This window comes from Streptomyces sp. D2-8, from assembly GCF_023184515.1.
Classification (GTDB): Bacteria; Actinomycetota; Actinomycetes; order Streptomycetales; family Streptomycetaceae; genus Streptomyces.
Genome location: NZ_JAAHBP010000025.1, coordinates 48777 through 64606, shown reverse-complemented (window position 1 = coordinate 64606; position 15830 = coordinate 48777). Strand labels below are relative to the sequence as shown.

Genomic DNA, 15830 nt, shown 5'->3' with positions numbered 1-15830 from the left:
TTTCCGAGGGTGCTCCGTACCAGCCCCGGAGGCCTGCGCTCCAGGGCCGGGATCAGGGCTATGAGCAGCGCTTTCCGTCCGTGGGCGGGGTGCCGCGGAGGAGGTAGGCGTTGATCGTCCGGTCGATGCAGGAGCTGCCGCGGCCGTAGGCCGTGTGGCCGTCGCCCTCGTAGGTGAGCAGGCGCGCCGAGGACAGCTGGCCGGCCAGGGCCTGCGCCCAGCGGTACGGCGTCGCGGGGTCCCGGGTCGTGCCGACCACGACGATGGGGGCCGCGCCCTTCGCCTCGATGCGGTGCGGCTCGCCCGTGGCGTGCACCGGCCAGTACGCGCAGTTCAGGGCGGCCCACGCCAGGCCCCTGCCGAAGACCGGCGAGGCCTTCTCGAACTCGGGCAGCGCCCTGCGCACTTCATCGGGGGTGTCGAAGGCGGCCGGCAGGTCCAGGCAGTTCACCGCCGCGTTGGCGAACATCAGGTTGCTGTAGGCGCCGTCGGCGTCCCGCTCGTAGTAGCCGTCGGACAGGACGAGGAGTCCGGAGCCGTCGTTCTCCTTGATCGCGGTCGTCAGCGCCTCGCGCAGCTGCTCCCAGGCACCCTCGTCGTACATGGCCGCGATCACACCGGTCGTGGCGAGCGACTCGGTGAGCTTGCGGCCGTCGCCGGTGGGGACGGGCCGTGTGTCCAGCTTCTTGAAGAACGCCTTGAGGTTCTCGCCGACCCGCTCGGGCGGGGTGCCCTTGCCGCCCAGCGGACAGTCCGCCTGCCGTACGCAGTCCTTCGCGAACGACCGGAACGCCGTCTCGAAGCCCGCCGTCTGCTCGAGGTTCAGCCTCCGGGCCGGCAGCGACGGGTCCATCGCGCCGTCCAGCACCAGCCGTCCCGCCCGGTCCGGGAAGAGACCGGCGTACGTCGCCCCGAGGAACGTGCCGTACGAGGCCCCCACGAAGTTCAGCTTCTCGTCGCCGAGCACCGCCCGCACGATGTCCATGTCCCGCGCCGCCTCCACGGTGGACACATGGCGCAGCAGCCGGGGCGCGCCCGCGCCGCAGCCCTCGGCGAACGTCCGGTACGCCGTGACCAGCCCGTTCGTCTCCTTGCCGTCGTCGGGCGTGGTGTCCGTCTGCGTGTACGTGTCCATCTCCGGGCCGTCCAGACACTCGACGGGCTCGCTGCGGGCCACGCCACGCGGGTCGACCGCCACCATGTCGTAGCGGGCCCGCACCTCGGCCGGGTAGCCGATGCCCGCGTACGCCTGCACATAGCCGATCGCCGAGCCGCCCGGCCCTCCCGGGTTCACCAGCAGCGAGCCCAGCCGCTTGCCGGGGCCCGTGGCCTTCTTGCGCGTGAGGGCGAGCCGGACGTCACCGGAGGAGGGCTTGGCGTAGTCGAGCGGTGCCTTGACGGTGGCGCACTCGAAGCCGGGGACACCGCAGCCGCGCCAGGCCGGCTTCTGCCCGTAGTACGACGAGAGCGCCGCGGGCGTGGCCTGCGGCAGCGCGACCAGCGCCGCCTCCGCCGCCGCGGAGGCGGCGGACGTCGTCGCGCTGCCGGAGGAGCAGGCGGAGACGAGCAGCGCGGCCGTCGCGAGGAGACCGGCGGCGGTCTTGGCCCGGTTTCGTGTCCTGCGGTGGAGACCGCCGGAGGTGGAGGCGGAGCGGGGGGTGCGCCTTGTGTACATCCAGCGAGCGTAACTCTGGGCGACGGAATGGGTGCCGTGCGTGCGTGGCGTGCCACGTACGAGTTACGGCGTCAACACCACGTCCGGCTCGTGCGGCGCCCGGCGTCCGCCCGTCCTCCCGGGCCGTCCCTCCCGGGCTTCCCGTCCTCCCGGCCCGTACTCAGCCCGCTCTGAGCGCCATCGTCATCGCCTCCACCGCGAGCAGCGGCGCCACGTTGCGGTCGAGGGCGTCGCGGCAGGCGGCGATCGCCTCGATGCGACGGAGGGTGGACTCCGGGGAGCTGCCGCGGGCGAGCCGCTCCAGGGCGTCCTCGGCGTCCGCGTTGGCGATGGCCACGCGCGAGCCGAGCTGGAGGGCGAGGACATCGCGGTAGAAGGCCGTGAGGTCGGTCAGGGCGAGGTCGAGGCTGTCACGCTGCGTGCGCGTTCTGCGGCGCTTCTGCTTGTCCTCCAGGTCCTTCATCACGCCCGCGGTGCCGCGGGGCATGCGGCCGCCCTGGGCAGCACCGAGAGCGGCCTTCAGCTCCTCGGTCTCCTTGGAGTCCGTCTCCTCCGCGAGCTGCTTGGCGTCCTCGGCGGCCGCGTCGACGAGCTCCTGGGCCGCCTTGAGCGCACTGCCGATCTCCTCGACGCGCAGCGGCAGCCTGAGCACGGCGGCACGGCGTGCACGCGCGGCCGGGTCGGTGGCCAGGCGGCGTGCCCGGTCGACATGCCCCTGGGTCGCGCGGGCCGCCGCGGCGGCGACGTCCGGCTCGATGCCCTCGCGGCGGACGAGCATGTCGGCGATGGCGTCGACCCGCGGCGTGCTCAGGTTCAGGTGGCGGCAGCGGGAGCGGATGGTCGGCAGGACGTCCTCGATGGAGGGGGCGCACAGCAGCCAGACCGTGCGGGGGGCGGGCTCCTCCACGGCCTTGAGGACGGCGTTGGCCGACTTCTCGTTCAGCCGCTCGGCGTCCTCGACGAGGATGATCTGCCAGCGGCCGGTCGCCGGTGACGTGAACGACTTGCGGACGGTGTCGCGCATGTCGTCGGCGAGGATCTGCGTGCCGACGGCGGCGACGGTGGTGACGTCGGCGTGCGTGCCGATGAGCGCCGTGTGGCAGCCGTCGCAGAAACCGCAGCCCGGGGAGCCGCCGAGGGCGCGGTCGGGGCTGACGCACTGCAGCGCCGCCGCGAAGGCGCGCGCCGCCTGGTTCCGCCCGGCCCCGGGCGGGCCCGTGAACAGCCACGCGTGCGTCATCTTCGACGCCTCGGGCGGCGGGGTGCCGGTGACGGCCGCGGTGACCAGGGCGTCGGCGTCCCGAGCGGCAGAGGCCAGCTGCTCGCTCACCCTCTCCTGCCCGACGAGGTCGTCCCACACGGTCATGGGTCACGCCGCCCTTCCGTCACGTGCTGCGTTGCGAGATCCATTGTGAGGGCGACCACTGACAACGCCGGCCGCCCCCACCCGACCTCGCCGTCCGGAGTCCGGGCTCCTACGTCGGTCCGCCGGGGGGCCTCAGCGCCCCCGGCCGCCCCTCCCGCGGCGTCCGCGCCCCTCGTCCGGCTCGTCGTCGTGCGGGCCGAGCAGTTCGTCCGCCAGCGAGGGCAGGTCGTCCAGCGGCGTCTCCTCGGCCCAGTCGGACCGGCGGCGGCGCGGCGCCCCGTCGGCATCGATCTGGGGCATCTCCCGCGTGCGGTCCTCGGTGCCGTCGGGGCGGGCGGCCGGGGCGTCCTCCCGGAAGTACCCGGGCGGAACCCGGTCCGCCGGTCCGTCCCCGCGCACCGGCGGGAGCACGGCCGTCTCCTCGGCGTCCCCCGGCCGGACCGGAGGCAGCACCGCCGTCTCGTCGGCCGCACCGGAGGCGTCCCGTTCGCGCACCTGCGGCAGCACCTCGGTCTCGTCGGCGGCACGAGGAGACACCGGCGGCAGGATCTCCGTCTCCTCCTCGGCCACCGGCGGAGCCGGCGGCTTGGGCAGCTCGGCCGTCACCTCGGCATCGGACCCGCCGGAGGTCCGGCCCCGGCCCGCACCCTGCTCTTCGTCGCGCACCGGGCGCAGCACGGTCGTGTCGTCCCCCGCGCCGCCCGGTGTCACCGCCGGCGTGGGCACGGTCGCCGCGTCCTGACCGGCCGCGGAACCCGCGGCACCCTTCGGAGCGGAGCTCTTCGGCCCGGCCTCGGCCGCCGCGGCCGCCGCCTCCGCGAGCCGCCGGGCCTCCTCGGCCCGCATCAGCGCCGCCTCGGCCTTGCGCTGCTTCTCCAAGCGGACCGCCTCGGCCTCGGCACGCAGTCGCGCCTCCTCCTCGGCCTGCTTGCGGCGCCGCTCCTCCTCCGCCTTGCGGCGGGCCTCTTCCTCGGCGCGGGCCTTCTCCTCCGCGAGAAGCCGTGCCCGCTCCTCCTCGGCCTTCTTGCGCGCTTCCTCGGCCCGGCGCCGGGCCTCCTCGGCCTGCCGTTCGGCCTCGCGGCGCTGCGCCTCCTCCAGCTCGCGGCGCTTGCGCTCCTCCTCCTCGGCGCGCAGCTTGGCCAACTGCTCCTGGCGCTCGCGCTCCAGGCGCTCCTCCTCGGCCTTGCGGGCGGCCTCTTCCTCGGCCTTGCGGCGGGCTTCCTCCTCGGCCTTCTTCCGCGCCTCCTCCTGGGCCTTGATCTCGGCCTCGGACAGCGGCAGCACCTGGTCGAGCCGGTGCCGGATGACCGTCGTGACCGCCTCGGGCTCCTGGCCGGCGTCCACCACCAGGTACCGTCCGGCATCGGCCGCGGCGAGGGTGAGGAAACCGGCCCGCACGCGCGCGTGGAACTCGGCGGGCTCCGACTCCAGCCGGTCCGGCGCCTCGGTGAACCGCTCGCGCGCGGTCTCCGGCGCGACGTCCAGCAGCACGGTCAGATGCGGCACGAGTCCGTTCGTCGCCCAGCGGTTGATCCGGGCGATCTCGGTCGGCGAGAGGTCGCGGCCGGCGCCCTGGTAGGCGACGGACGAGTCGATGTACCGGTCGGAGATGACGACGGCGCCGCGCTCCAGGGCGGGCCGTACGACGGTGTCGATGTGCTCGGCCCGGTCGGCCGCGTACAGCAGCGCCTCCGCGCGGTGCGACAGGCCCGCGCTCGACACGTCCAGCAGGATCGACCGCAGCCGCTTGCCCACCGGCGTCGCCCCCGGCTCGCGCGTCAGCACGACCTCGTGGCCCTTGGCGCGGATCCACTCGGCGAGCGCCTCGGCCTGCGTGGACTTGCCGGCCCCGTCGCCGCCCTCCAGGGCGATGAAGAAGCCGGAGGCCGCGGCCCCCTGCACCGGGTCGTCGCCGCCGAGCAGTGCGTCCTTCAGGTCCTGCCGCAGGGGCACACCGGAACGGTCGTCGACCTTGGCCAGCACCAGCGCGGCCACCGGCAGCAGCAGGGCGCCGACCAGCATCAACGTGAAGGCCGCGCCGCCGTGCGCGAAGACGAACTTGCCGCTCTCCAGCCGGTGCGGGCCGATCGCCGCCGCCACCAGCGGGGCGATCACCGCGCCGAGCGCCACGCAGACCCGGACGACCGCGTGCAGGTGCTCCGTGGTGCGGGAGCGCCGGTACTCCTCGGTCTCCTGGTCGAGCAGGATGTGTCCGATGTTGGCGGACATGCCCGCGCCGACGCCGGCCAGCGCGAGGATCAGCAACACGGTGGTGACGTCCGGGACCAGCCCGGCGGCCAGCAGGGCGACACCGGTGAAGGCGATCGTCAGCGCGAGCAGCCGGCGGCGCGACAGGGCGGGCATGAGGGCGGGCGCCGTACGGATGCCGACGACGACACCGCCGGTCAGCGCGGCCACGAACAGGCCGTAGAGCACCGGGCCGCCGCCCAGGTCCTTGGCGTGCAGCACGGCCACGGCGACGGCGGCCGACACCGCCGCGGCGACGGCCGCGCAGGAAAGGACCAGCAGCGGCATCGCGCCGGTGCGGCCCTTGTCGGTGCCGGTGCCGGTCTTCGGGCGGCGCAGCCCCTCGAGCGGCGACCGTGCGCGCGGGGTGCGCGTGCCGGGCAGTTCCAGGAAGGTCAGCACGGACAGGGACGCGGCGAACAGCCCGGCGGCCACGTACGAGGCGAGGGCCGCCTGGTGCTGGCCGAACCAGTCGATGCCGGCGCCCAGCAGGTTGTTGAACAGGGCCGCGACGACCAGGGCGACCGCCGCGAGGGGGATCGCCACGAAGCCGGTGCGCAGCGACAGGCGGCGCAGGGCGTCCATGTGGTCGGGCAGCGGCCGGATCGTCGCGCCCTCCGGCGGCGGGGCGGGCAGCAGCGCGGGGGCCGCGCTCTCCCGGCACACCGTCCAGAACCGCTCGGCGACCCCGGCCACGAAGGCCGTGACGAGAAGCACGGCCAGTGCGTTCTCGGGCATCCAGTCGATCCACAGGGGCGCGACGATGAGCAGCGCCGCGCGCAGCCCGTCGGCGCCCACCATGGTCCAGCGCCGGTCGAGGGGGCCGTCCTGCGAGGTGAGCGCCGTGAGCGGGCCGAGCAGAACGGCGCCGAACAGGAGCGTCGCCAGGATGCGCACGCCGAAAACGGTCGCCACTGCGAACGCCACACCCCGGTAGCCGCCGCCGAACGATCCTTCGGCTACGGCTGCCTGGAGTGCGAGAACGACCAGTACGAGAAGGGCGAGGGTGTCCCCCACGCCGCCCACGAGCTGTGCGCTCCACAACCGCTTCAGCTGCGGTCGTCGCAGCAGGGCGCGGACGGCACGCTCGCGGGAGTCCGCGACCAGGGCGTCGTCGGGGGCGGGCTGAGGGGCCGTTGGGTGGTCGGCTCGCGTCATGCGTTCAGCCTATCGGGAGCCACCGACACCCTGGGGGGTTGCGGTCTGGCATGCGCACGCCCCGACACCGAAGTGTTGCCGGGGCGTTCGCTTTCCGAACCCTGGGCGAAGAACCGGACACGGCGGTCCGGGTTCCGAACAGGGCTCGAACGACCTCAGTCCTCCGCGGACTTGGAGGCGGTCGCCGTCTTGGCGGCCGTCTTCTTCGCGGTGGTGGTCTTCTTCGCCGTCGTCTTCTTCGCGGTCGTGGTCTTCTTCGCCGCGGTCTTCTTGGCCGTCGTCGTCTTCTTCGCCGGCGCCTTCTTGGCCGCCTTCTTCGCGGTCTTCTTCGCCGGCCCCTTGGCCCGCTTCTCGGCAAGCAGCTCGAAACCGCGCTCCGGGGTGATCTCCTCGACGCTGTCGCCGGAGCGCAGGGTCGCGTTGGTCTCCCCGTCGGTGACGTACGGACCGAAGCGGCCGTCCTTGACCACGACCGGCTTCTCGCTCACCGGGTCGGTGCCCAGCTCCTTCAGCGGCGGCTTGGCCGCGGCCCGGCCACGCTGCTTGGGCTGGGCGTAGATCGCCAGCGCCTCCTCCAGCGTGATCGTGAAGAGCTGCTCCTCGGCCTGGAGCGAGCGGGAGTCCGTGCCCTTCTTCAGGTACGGGCCGTAGCGGCCGTTCTGCGCGGTGATCTCCTGGCCCTCGGCGTCGGCGCCGACGACACGCGGCAGCGACATCAGCTTCAGTGCCTCGTCGAGGGTCACCGTGTCCAGGGACATCGTCTTGAACAGGGACGCCGTGCGCGGCTTGACCGCGTTCTTGCCCGTCTTCGGGGTGCCCTCGGGGAGCACCTCCGTCACATACGGGCCGTAGCGGCCGTCCTTGGCGACGATCGTGTGGCCGGTGGCCGGGTCCGTGCCCAGCTCGTAGTCGCCGCTCGGCTTGGCGAGCAGCTCCTCCGCGAGGTCGACGGTCAGCTCGTCGGGCGCCAGGTCGTCGGGGATGTCGGCGCGCTGGTGCTGCTCGGTGTCCTTCTCGCCGCGCTCGATGTACGGCCCGTAGCGGCCGACCCGCAGCACGATGTCGTTGGCCACCGGGAACGACGACACCTCGCGCGCGTCGATCGCGCCCAGGTCCGTCACCAGCTCCTTGAGGCCGCCGAGGTGGTCCCCGTCGCCGTTGCCGGCGTCGGCCGCGCCGCCGCTGCCCGTGCCCTCGCCGAAGTAGAACCGCTTCAGCCACGGCACGGCCTGCGCCTCGCCGCGGGCGATGCGGTCGAGGTCGTCCTCCATCTTGGCGGTGAAGTCGTAGTCCACGAGCCGCCCGAAGTGCTTCTCCAGGAGGTTGACCACGGCGAAGGACAGGAAGGACGGCACCAGGGCCGTGCCCTTCTTGAACACGTAGCCGCGGTCGAGGATCGTGCCGATGATCGACGCGTACGTCGACGGGCGGCCGATCTCGCGCTCTTCCAGCTCCTTGACCAGGGAGGCCTCGGTGTAGCGGGCCGGGGGCTTGGTGGCGTGCCCGTCGACCGTGATCTCCTGGGCGCTCAGGGCGTCGCCCTCGGAGACCTGGGGCAGCCGGCGCTCGCGGTCGTCCAGCTCGGCGTTCGGGTCGTCGGCACCCTCGACGTAGGCCTTCAGGAAGCCGTGGAAGGTGATCGTCTTGCCGGACGCGCTGAACTCGACGTCCCGGCCGTCGGCCGCCGTGCCGCCGATCTTCACCGTGACGCTGTTGCCGGTCGCGTCCTTCATCTGGGAGGCGACGGTCCGCTTCCAGATCAGCTCGTAGAGCTTGAACTGGTCACCGGTCAGTCCGGTCTCGGCGGGAGTGCGGAAACGATCACCCGAGGGGCGGATCGCCTCGTGGGCCTCCTGCGCGTTCTTGACCTTCCCGGCGTACGTCCTCGGCTGCGGCGGCAGGTAGTCGGCGCCGTACAGCTGCGTGACCTGGGCGCGGGCGGCGGAGACCGCCGTGTCGCTCAGGGTCGTGGAGTCCGTACGCATGTAGGTGATGTAGCCGTTCTCGTACAGCTTCTGCGCGACCTGCATCGTGGCCTTCGCGCCGAAGCCGAGCTTGCGGCTGGCCTCCTGCTGCAGCGTCGTCGTACGGAACGGGGCGTACGGCGAGCGGCGGTACGGCTTGGACTCGACGGAGCGCACCGCGAACCGCGTGTCCTCGAGGGCGGCGGCCAGGGCGCGGGCGTTCGCCTCGTCGAGGTGGAGGGTGTTCGCGCTCTTCAGTTGGCCCAGGGAGTCGAAGTCGCGGCCCTGCGCGACCCGCCTGCCGTCGACGGTCTGCAGGCGCGCGACCAGCGACGACGGGTCCGACGAGTCTCCTGCGCGGCCGGTCGCGAAGGTGCCCGTCAGGTCCCAGTACTCAGCCGAACGAAAGGCGATGCGCTCGCGTTCCCGCTCCACCACGAGACGTGTGGCGACCGACTGGACACGGCCGGCCGACAGGCGCGGCATGACCTTCTTCCACAGGACCGGCGAGACCTCGTAGCCGTAGAGGCGGTCGAGGATGCGGCGGGTCTCCTGGGCGTCGACGAGCTTCTGGTTCAGCTCGCGCGGGTTGGCCACGGCGGCCTGGATCGCGGCCTTGGTGATCTCGTGGAAGACCATCCGCTTGACCGGGACCTTGGGCTTGAGCACCTCCTGGAGGTGCCAGGCGATGGCCTCGCCCTCGCGGTCCTCATCGGTGGCGAGGAAGAGTTCGTCGGACTCCTTCAACAGGTCCTTGAGCTTCTTGACCTGTGCCTTCTTGTCGGCGTTGACCACGTAGATCGGCTGGAAGTCGTGTTCGACGTCCACACCGAGGCGGCGGACCTCGCCGGTGTACTTGTCGGGCACCTCGGCGGCGCCGTTGGGAAGGTCGCGGATGTGCCCGACGCTCGCCTCGACGGTGTATCCGGGGCCGAGATAGCCCTTGATCGTCTTCGCCTTGGCAGGCGACTCGACGATGACGAGTCGGCGGCCGCCGTTCGCGGTCTCGCTGGTCGGGGACAACTTCGCTCTTCTCTCCGGTCGACGCTGGGGCCTCCCCGGAGTCGCTACCGGGGCTGGGTACGTGCTGACGCTGCGGAGTGTGACGGTACATCCCGCCCCCGTGTCAAACGGGAAAAGCCCGCAACGGCCACTCGAACGGTAACCCGACTACCACCAATCCTGCCGCCCGGAGTGCCGGGAGCAGGACGGGCTCTGTGCGGAGTGCGACCCCCCGGTTACCGGCAGGTGTGTCGCCGGCGCGGGCCTCAGAGGCGGGTGAAGCACCATGTCCCGACCGCCAGGGCGAGCACCCCGACGGCGCTCGCGAGACTCGCCGATGCGATGGGCCTCACACCCTGGGCGACGGGCCGCTGCCGGCGCACGCGTGCCACGGTCCACGCCAGCAGTCCGCCTCCGAACAGGGAGAACACCGCTCCCGTGAAGATCGCCGGTCCGCTCTCCATGGCCCGCCGCGCCCCGCTTCCCTCGTCCGTGCATCCCCAGCCCCGGGAGGCTGACACGCGCGGGCGGCGGGCAGGCGAACCCCGGGTGAACGCCGGGGCGACACGGCGGTGGATCAAGGGCGTCCGGTTCCTCACGACTCGTTTCGGACGAGGTGTTCAAATCGACTCGAATTTGTTGGCGAGCCTCCTCGACGGGCTCCCCTGAAGCGGTCTCTCGGCGGACGGTCCCCCTCCGGCCCGCCCTCTCAGCGGACCGGCTCCAGGAATCCCTGCTCGACCAGCAGCCGGATCTGGGCCGGTGTGCGGTCGCGCAGCAGGACCGGGTCCTCTCCGATCAGCTGGGCGATGGCGTCGAGGATGCGGCCCGCGCTCATCGAGCCGTCGCAGACGCCCGCGAAGCCCGCGCCGACCGTGTCCACCCGGGTCGCCCGGCGCATGCCGCGGTTCTGGCGCAGCACGACATGCTCGGGGTCCTCCGCGCCGGGCAGCCCGACCTGCTCCTGCACGATCTCGGCGGCGAGCCGGAAGTGCCCTTCGAGCAGGGCGGCGTCGTCGTGGCCCCGCAGGTAGTCGAGCCGGTCGAAGTGGGCCCGGATCGTGTCGCCGAGGGGCTGCTCGACCGGGTGCGGCCACTCCTCCACCGTGAGCGAGCGCACGGCGGCACTCGTCCTGCGCAGCGTGATCCAGCCGAAGCCGACGGCCCTGACCTTGCGCGCCTCGAACTCGTCGAGCCATGCGTCGTACCGCGCCTGGTACTCCGCCGTGTCGCCCTGGTGGTCGCCCGCGTCACGCAGCCACAGCTCGGCGTACTGATTGACGTCCTGCACCTCCCGCTGCACGATCCACGCGTCGCAGCCCCCGGGCACCCATGACCTGAGCCGGTCCTGCCAGTCCTCCCCTTCCACGTGCTGCCAGTTGGCGAGGAACTGCGCGAACCCGCCCTCGTTCAGGCGGTCGCCCGCTTGCTGAACGAGCGTGCGGCACAGATCGTCCCCGCCCATCCCGCCGTCGCGGTAGGTGAGCCGGGCGCCGGGTGAGATGACGAACGGCGGGTTGGAGACGATCAGGTCGTACCTCTCGTCGCCGCGGACCGGTTCGAAGAGGGAGCCCTCGCGCAGCTCGACGGCCGACGTGCCGGACAGCGCCAGTGTGAGGGCGGTGATGTGCAGGGCGCGCGGGTTGAGGTCGGTGGCCGCCACGCGCGTGGCGTGCTGCGTGGCGTGCAGGGCCTGGATGCCGGAGCCGGTGCCGAGGTCGAGCGCGGCGGCGACGGGCGTACGGACCGTGATGCCGGCGAGGGTCGTGGAGGCGCCGCCGACCCCGAGGACGACTCCCTCGTCATGCCGGCCGATGCCGCCGGCGCCCCCGACCGCGCAGCCGAGGTCCGACACGATGAACCAGTCCTCGCCGCCGGGCCCGCCGTAGGGCCGGACGTCCACCGTGGCGGCGAGTTCGTCTCCGCCCGCGCGGGCGAGCCAGCCGCTCTCGAGGCAGGCGTCCACGGGCAGGACCTCCGCCACGCGCGCGCGGGGCACGGGCTGCTGGAGCAGGAACAGCCGGACGAGCATTTCCAGTGGCGTGTCCCCGCGGGTCGCCCGGAGCGCGGGCACGGTCTCGCTCCGGGCCAGCGCCGCGTACGCGGGGGCACCGAGCAGTTCGAGCAGTCCGTCGGCGGTGAAGGAGACCGCGAGCAGGGCGTCCCGGAGCCGGGCGGCGACATCGGGACGGTCGGAGGCGGGCAGCGGGGGCAGGGGTGACTGGCTGGCGTTACTCACGCCCCCCATTGTGGCCGCCGGTGCGGGTGGCGGCGCCGGTGCCGCACGTGCCTGTGGCGGGATCGCGTGTGCTTCTGCCGCTCGGCACGGCAGACACTCTGGGCACCTTCGGCTCAGCCGGCATCCTCGCGCCACAGCAGTCACCCTTTAGCTCAGTCGGCATGCCCGCCACAGCAGTCACCTACGGCTCAGCCGTCGCGCCCTTGCCAGCCGTCGGGCTCCCGGCGCCGCGCTGCCTGTGCCGCGCTGCCTGCTGCTCCGCCCCTCAGCTCTGCGTGGCCCTCAGCTCTGCGTGGCCCCTGCCGACGCCGTGGCCGCCTTGCAGCTGGGCTGCTTGGCCATCGCCTGGCCGACCTCGCCCTCCTCCAGGTTCCTGAGGGCGTCGTTCCCGCTCTGGCTCAGCTTGTCCAGCTCGGTGGCGATGTCCTTCAGACCGTCGGCGAACTTGCCCTGGTCCTTGGTGTCGAGCCCGTCGACCTGCTTCTTCAGGGAAGCGTACGAGGTGGAGATCGCGTTGAGCTCCTTGACCGCGTCCTGCTGCTTCTTCTCGCCGTTCTCGACGTCCGGCGCCCCGGCCTTGTTCACGGCGGTGCCGATCGCCTTGTAGGCGTCGGACATGTCCTGGAAGGCCTGTGCGTCGGTCTTCTGGACGTCCTCCGGCGTGCTGTTGTCCGAGGTCTCCTTCTGGATCGCGGCATTGGCCGACTCGATCTTCTTGGCCTGCGGCTGTACGGCGTCACAGACCTGCTTGGCCCAGGAGTCCAGCTTGTCGTTGTCGTCGCCGCCGCAACCCGACAGCGCCAGTACCAGTACCGCACCGCCGGACAGTGCGGCCGCGAGCTTCTTGTTCACCGGTTTGGTCCCTTCCATGGCTCTCGGCCCCGGAACATACACGCCAGATGCACGGCACCCGCACGCCGAACACCTATTAAGACCGCTTTGTAACCTTTTGCATCAAGCGAGATAAGGCTCACGCGTGATCGTGTACCCGCACAGCGCGGGCGGGCGACGCGTCAACGCGCGCCGCCCGCCCGCACCTTGAGCTGGGGCTCGGAGGACCTCCCTACGAAACGACCGCCGGATCGGCCGACTTGGGCTCCGACCCGGCGTTGTCTTCGTCACCCATGGCGATTCCTCGCCGCTTTGACACGTACACCGCCCCGGCGATCACCAGGAACGCGAGCACGGCGACCAGAATCCGCACAACGATGCTCTTGTCCGGGCCGTAGGAGAACTTGATCACCGCGGGCGCGATGAGCAGCGCCACCAGGTTCATGACCTTCAGCAGCGGGTTGATCGCGGGACCCGCGGTGTCCTTGAAGGGGTCGCCGACCGTGTCTCCGATCACGGTCGCGGCGTGGGCCTCGCTTCCCTTGCCTCCGTGGTGGCCGTCCTCGACGAGCTTCTTGGCGTTGTCCCAGGCGCCACCGGAGTTGGCGAGGAACACCGCCATCAGGGTGCCCGCGCCGATCGCGCCCGCCAGGAACGCGCCGAGCGGACCGACGCCGAGCGTGAACCCGATGAAGATGGGCGCCAGCACGGCCAGCAGACCGGGCGTGGCGAGCTCGCGCAGGGCGTCCTTGGTACAGATGTCGACGACCTTGCCGTACTCCGGAGTCTCGCTGTAGTCCATGATCCCGGGCTTCTCACGGAACTGCCGCCGCACCTCGTAGACCACGGAACCCGCCGACCGCGACACGGCGTTGATCGCCAGCCCCGAGAAGAGGAAGACGACCGCCGCGCCGGCGATGAGACCCACGAGGTTGTTGGGCTGCGAGATGTCCATCATCAGACTCATCGGGGCGCCTTCCCCGCTGAGTTTCTCGCCCACGTCCCGCGCGCCGGTGAAGATCGCGTCGCGGTACGACCCGAACAGTGCCGCCGCCGCGAGCACGGCCGTGGCGATCGCGATGCCCTTGGTGATCGCCTTGGTGGTGTTGCCGACCGCGTCCAGGTTGGTGAGCACCTGCGCGCCCGCGCCCTCGACGTCGCCGGACATCTCCGCGATGCCCTGCGCGTTGTCGGAGACCGGCCCGAAGGTGTCCATCGCGACGATCACACCGACCGTGGTGAGCAGGCCGGTGCCGGCCAGCGCCACAGCGAACAGCGCCAGCATGATCGACGTCCCGCCGAGCAGGAACGCCCCGTACACACCGAGACCGATCAACAGTGCGGTGTAGACGGCTGATTCGAGACCGACGGAGATACCGGCGAGGACGACGGTGGCCGGGCCGGTGAGCGAGGTCTTGCCGATGTCTCTGACGGGTCGCCGGGTGGTCTCGGTGAAGTAGCCGGTCAGTTGCTGGATGAGAGCGGCGAGCACGATGCCGATGGCCACCGCGACGAGGGCGAGGACCCGCGGGTCGCCGTCCTTGGCCTGGATCGTGGCGTCGGTGACACCGTCCAGCTCGGAGTACTTCCCGGGCAGGTAGACGAAGACGGCCACCGCCACCAGCACGACCGAGATCACCGCGGAGATGAAGAACCCGCGGTTGATGGCGCTCATGCCGCTGCGGTCGGCCCGCCTGGGCGCCACCGCGAAGATGCCGATCATGGCGGTGATCACACCGATCGCCGGCACGAGCAGCGGGAAGCCGAGCCCGGCGTCGCCGAAGGCTGCCGAACCGAGGATCAGCGCGGCGACCAGGGTCACGGCGTACGACTCGAAGAGGTCGGCCGCCATGCCCGCGCAGTCGCCGACGTTGTCGCCCACGTTGTCGGCGATGGTCGCGGCATTGCGCGGATCGTCCTCCGGAATGCCCTGTTCGACCTTGCCGACCAGGTCGGCGCCGACGTCGGCGGCCTTGGTGAAGATGCCGCCGCCGACACGCATGAACATCGCGATCAGCGCGGCTCCGAGGCCGAAGCCCTCGAGCACCTTCGGCGCGTCGGCCGCGTAGACCAGCACCACGCAGGAGGCGCCGAGCAGGCCGAGGCCCACCGTGAACATACCGACCACGCCGCCCGTACGGAAAGCGATCTTCATCGCCTTGTGCGAGACGGTGGTCAGATCCTTTTCCGGCTCGCCTTCCGCCGGGGTGGCTTCACGCGCCGCCGCGGCGACACGCACATTGCTTCGTACGGCGAGCCACATGCCGATATAGCCGGTGGCCGCCGAGAACGCCGCTCCGATCAGGAAGAACACCGAGCGTCCGGCACGCTGATTCCAGTCGTCCGCGGGCAGCAGCATGAGCAGGAAGAACACGACCACGGCGAATACGCCGAGCGTGCGCAGCTGGCGTGCCAGATAGGCGTTCGCGCCTTCCTGGACCGCCGCCGCGATCTTCTTCATGCTGTCGGTGCCCTCGCCGGCCGCGAGTACCTGGCGTACCAGGACGCCCGCGACCGCCAGCGCCGCCAGTGCTACGACCGCGATGACCACGATGAGGACGCGGTTGCCATCGGTCAGTACGGCGGCTGCGAGGTCTGTGGGATGGCCCGACTGTTGTGAGAGGGAAAGCCCCGCCATTCGTCCTCCTTGACGCTTGGGCTGAGCTCAAGATGTGGACGGGATTGTAGGTACCGGAACCTGATCAAAACAGAGCGAGATAAACGGAATTGGCCTTCCGGGGTAATGCCCTGAAAGCATTCTGAGGCTGCCGGAGAGCGCGCGAATGATCGTGAACGAATTCACGCGATGAGCGGCACAGGACTACTGTAAAGGCGAGCACTGACACCCGCACATGACGAAGGGCCCCACGGGTGGGGCCCTTCGGACGAACGGAGTGTGCGGTGGCGGGGTCAGACCAGAATCGTCGGCGGCGGCGTGGTCGGCCAGGTCATCTTGATCAGCCCGCCGTGCTCTCCCGCGCTGACCTCGACGTCGTCGACGAGTCCGCTGATGACCGCGAGGCCCATCTCGTCCTCGTCGGCTTCCCCGTCGGGGTCGCCGGGTCCGGCACCGGGGGCGCGCTCGCCGGAGACCGCGTGCGGGGCCTCGTCGCCGACCTCGATGGAGAACTGCTTCTCCTCCTCGATCAGCAGCACCTTCACCGGTGCCGAGATCCCGCCGGTCTGGTGCAGCCCGACGGCCCGGGTGCACGCCTCGCCGACGGCGAGCCTGACTTCGTCGAGGACGGCCTCGTCCACTCCGGCCCTGCGCGCCACCGCCGCCGCCACCAGCCGGGCGGTCCTGACATGCTCGGGCAGCGCGCTGAAGCGGAGCTCAACGGTGGCCAT

At 71.7% G+C, this 15830-nt stretch carries 9 protein-coding genes; all 9 read right to left on the bottom strand.

The genetic code is table 11. The features are described from left to right. Positions 1-58 precede the first annotated feature (58 nt). Positions 59-1675 (bottom strand): alpha/beta hydrolase, encoded by a 1617-nt coding sequence (locus G3I77_RS34120; RefSeq protein ID WP_248510056.1) that lies wholly within the window; start codon positions 1673-1675, stop codon positions 59-61. A gap of 160 nt (positions 1676-1835) precedes the next feature. Next, a complete protein-coding gene (locus G3I77_RS34115; protein WP_248510055.1) occupies positions 1836-3041 on the bottom strand; it encodes a DNA polymerase III subunit delta' in 1206 nt (401 codons plus the stop codon). Positions 3042-3173: 132 nt separating this feature from the next. Then, complete coding sequence (gene tmk, locus G3I77_RS34110; protein ID WP_248510054.1) at positions 3174-6446, bottom strand: dTMP kinase; 3273 nt, start codon at positions 6444-6446, stop codon at positions 3174-3176. Positions 6447-6601: 155 nt separating this feature from the next. After that, positions 6602-9433, bottom strand: a complete 2832-nt coding sequence (gene topA / locus G3I77_RS34105; protein ID WP_248510053.1) for a type I DNA topoisomerase — start codon at positions 9431-9433, stop codon at positions 6602-6604. Between the two features lie 245 nt (positions 9434-9678). Further along, the gene (locus tag G3I77_RS34100; protein WP_248510052.1) at positions 9679-9876 is read right to left on the bottom strand and encodes a hypothetical protein; all 198 of its coding nucleotides are present in this window, start codon (positions 9874-9876) and stop codon (positions 9679-9681) included. 245 nt (positions 9877-10121) lie between these two features. Further along, a complete protein-coding gene (locus G3I77_RS34095; protein ID WP_248510051.1) occupies positions 10122-11660 on the bottom strand; it encodes a class I SAM-dependent methyltransferase in 1539 nt (512 codons plus the stop codon). A gap of 273 nt (positions 11661-11933) precedes the next feature. After that, entirely contained in the window at positions 11934-12521 is a 588-nt protein-coding gene (locus tag G3I77_RS34090) for a small secreted protein (protein WP_248510050.1), read from the bottom strand. A 193-nt stretch (positions 12522-12714) separates the two neighbouring features. After that, positions 12715-15120: a sodium-translocating pyrophosphatase gene (locus tag G3I77_RS34085; protein WP_248510049.1), complete on the bottom strand. Its 2406-nt coding sequence runs from the start codon at positions 15118-15120 to the stop codon at positions 12715-12717. Positions 15121-15392: 272 nt separating this feature from the next. After that, positions 15393-15830: an ATP-binding protein gene (locus G3I77_RS34080; RefSeq protein ID WP_248510047.1), complete on the bottom strand. Its 438-nt coding sequence runs from the start codon at positions 15828-15830 to the stop codon at positions 15393-15395.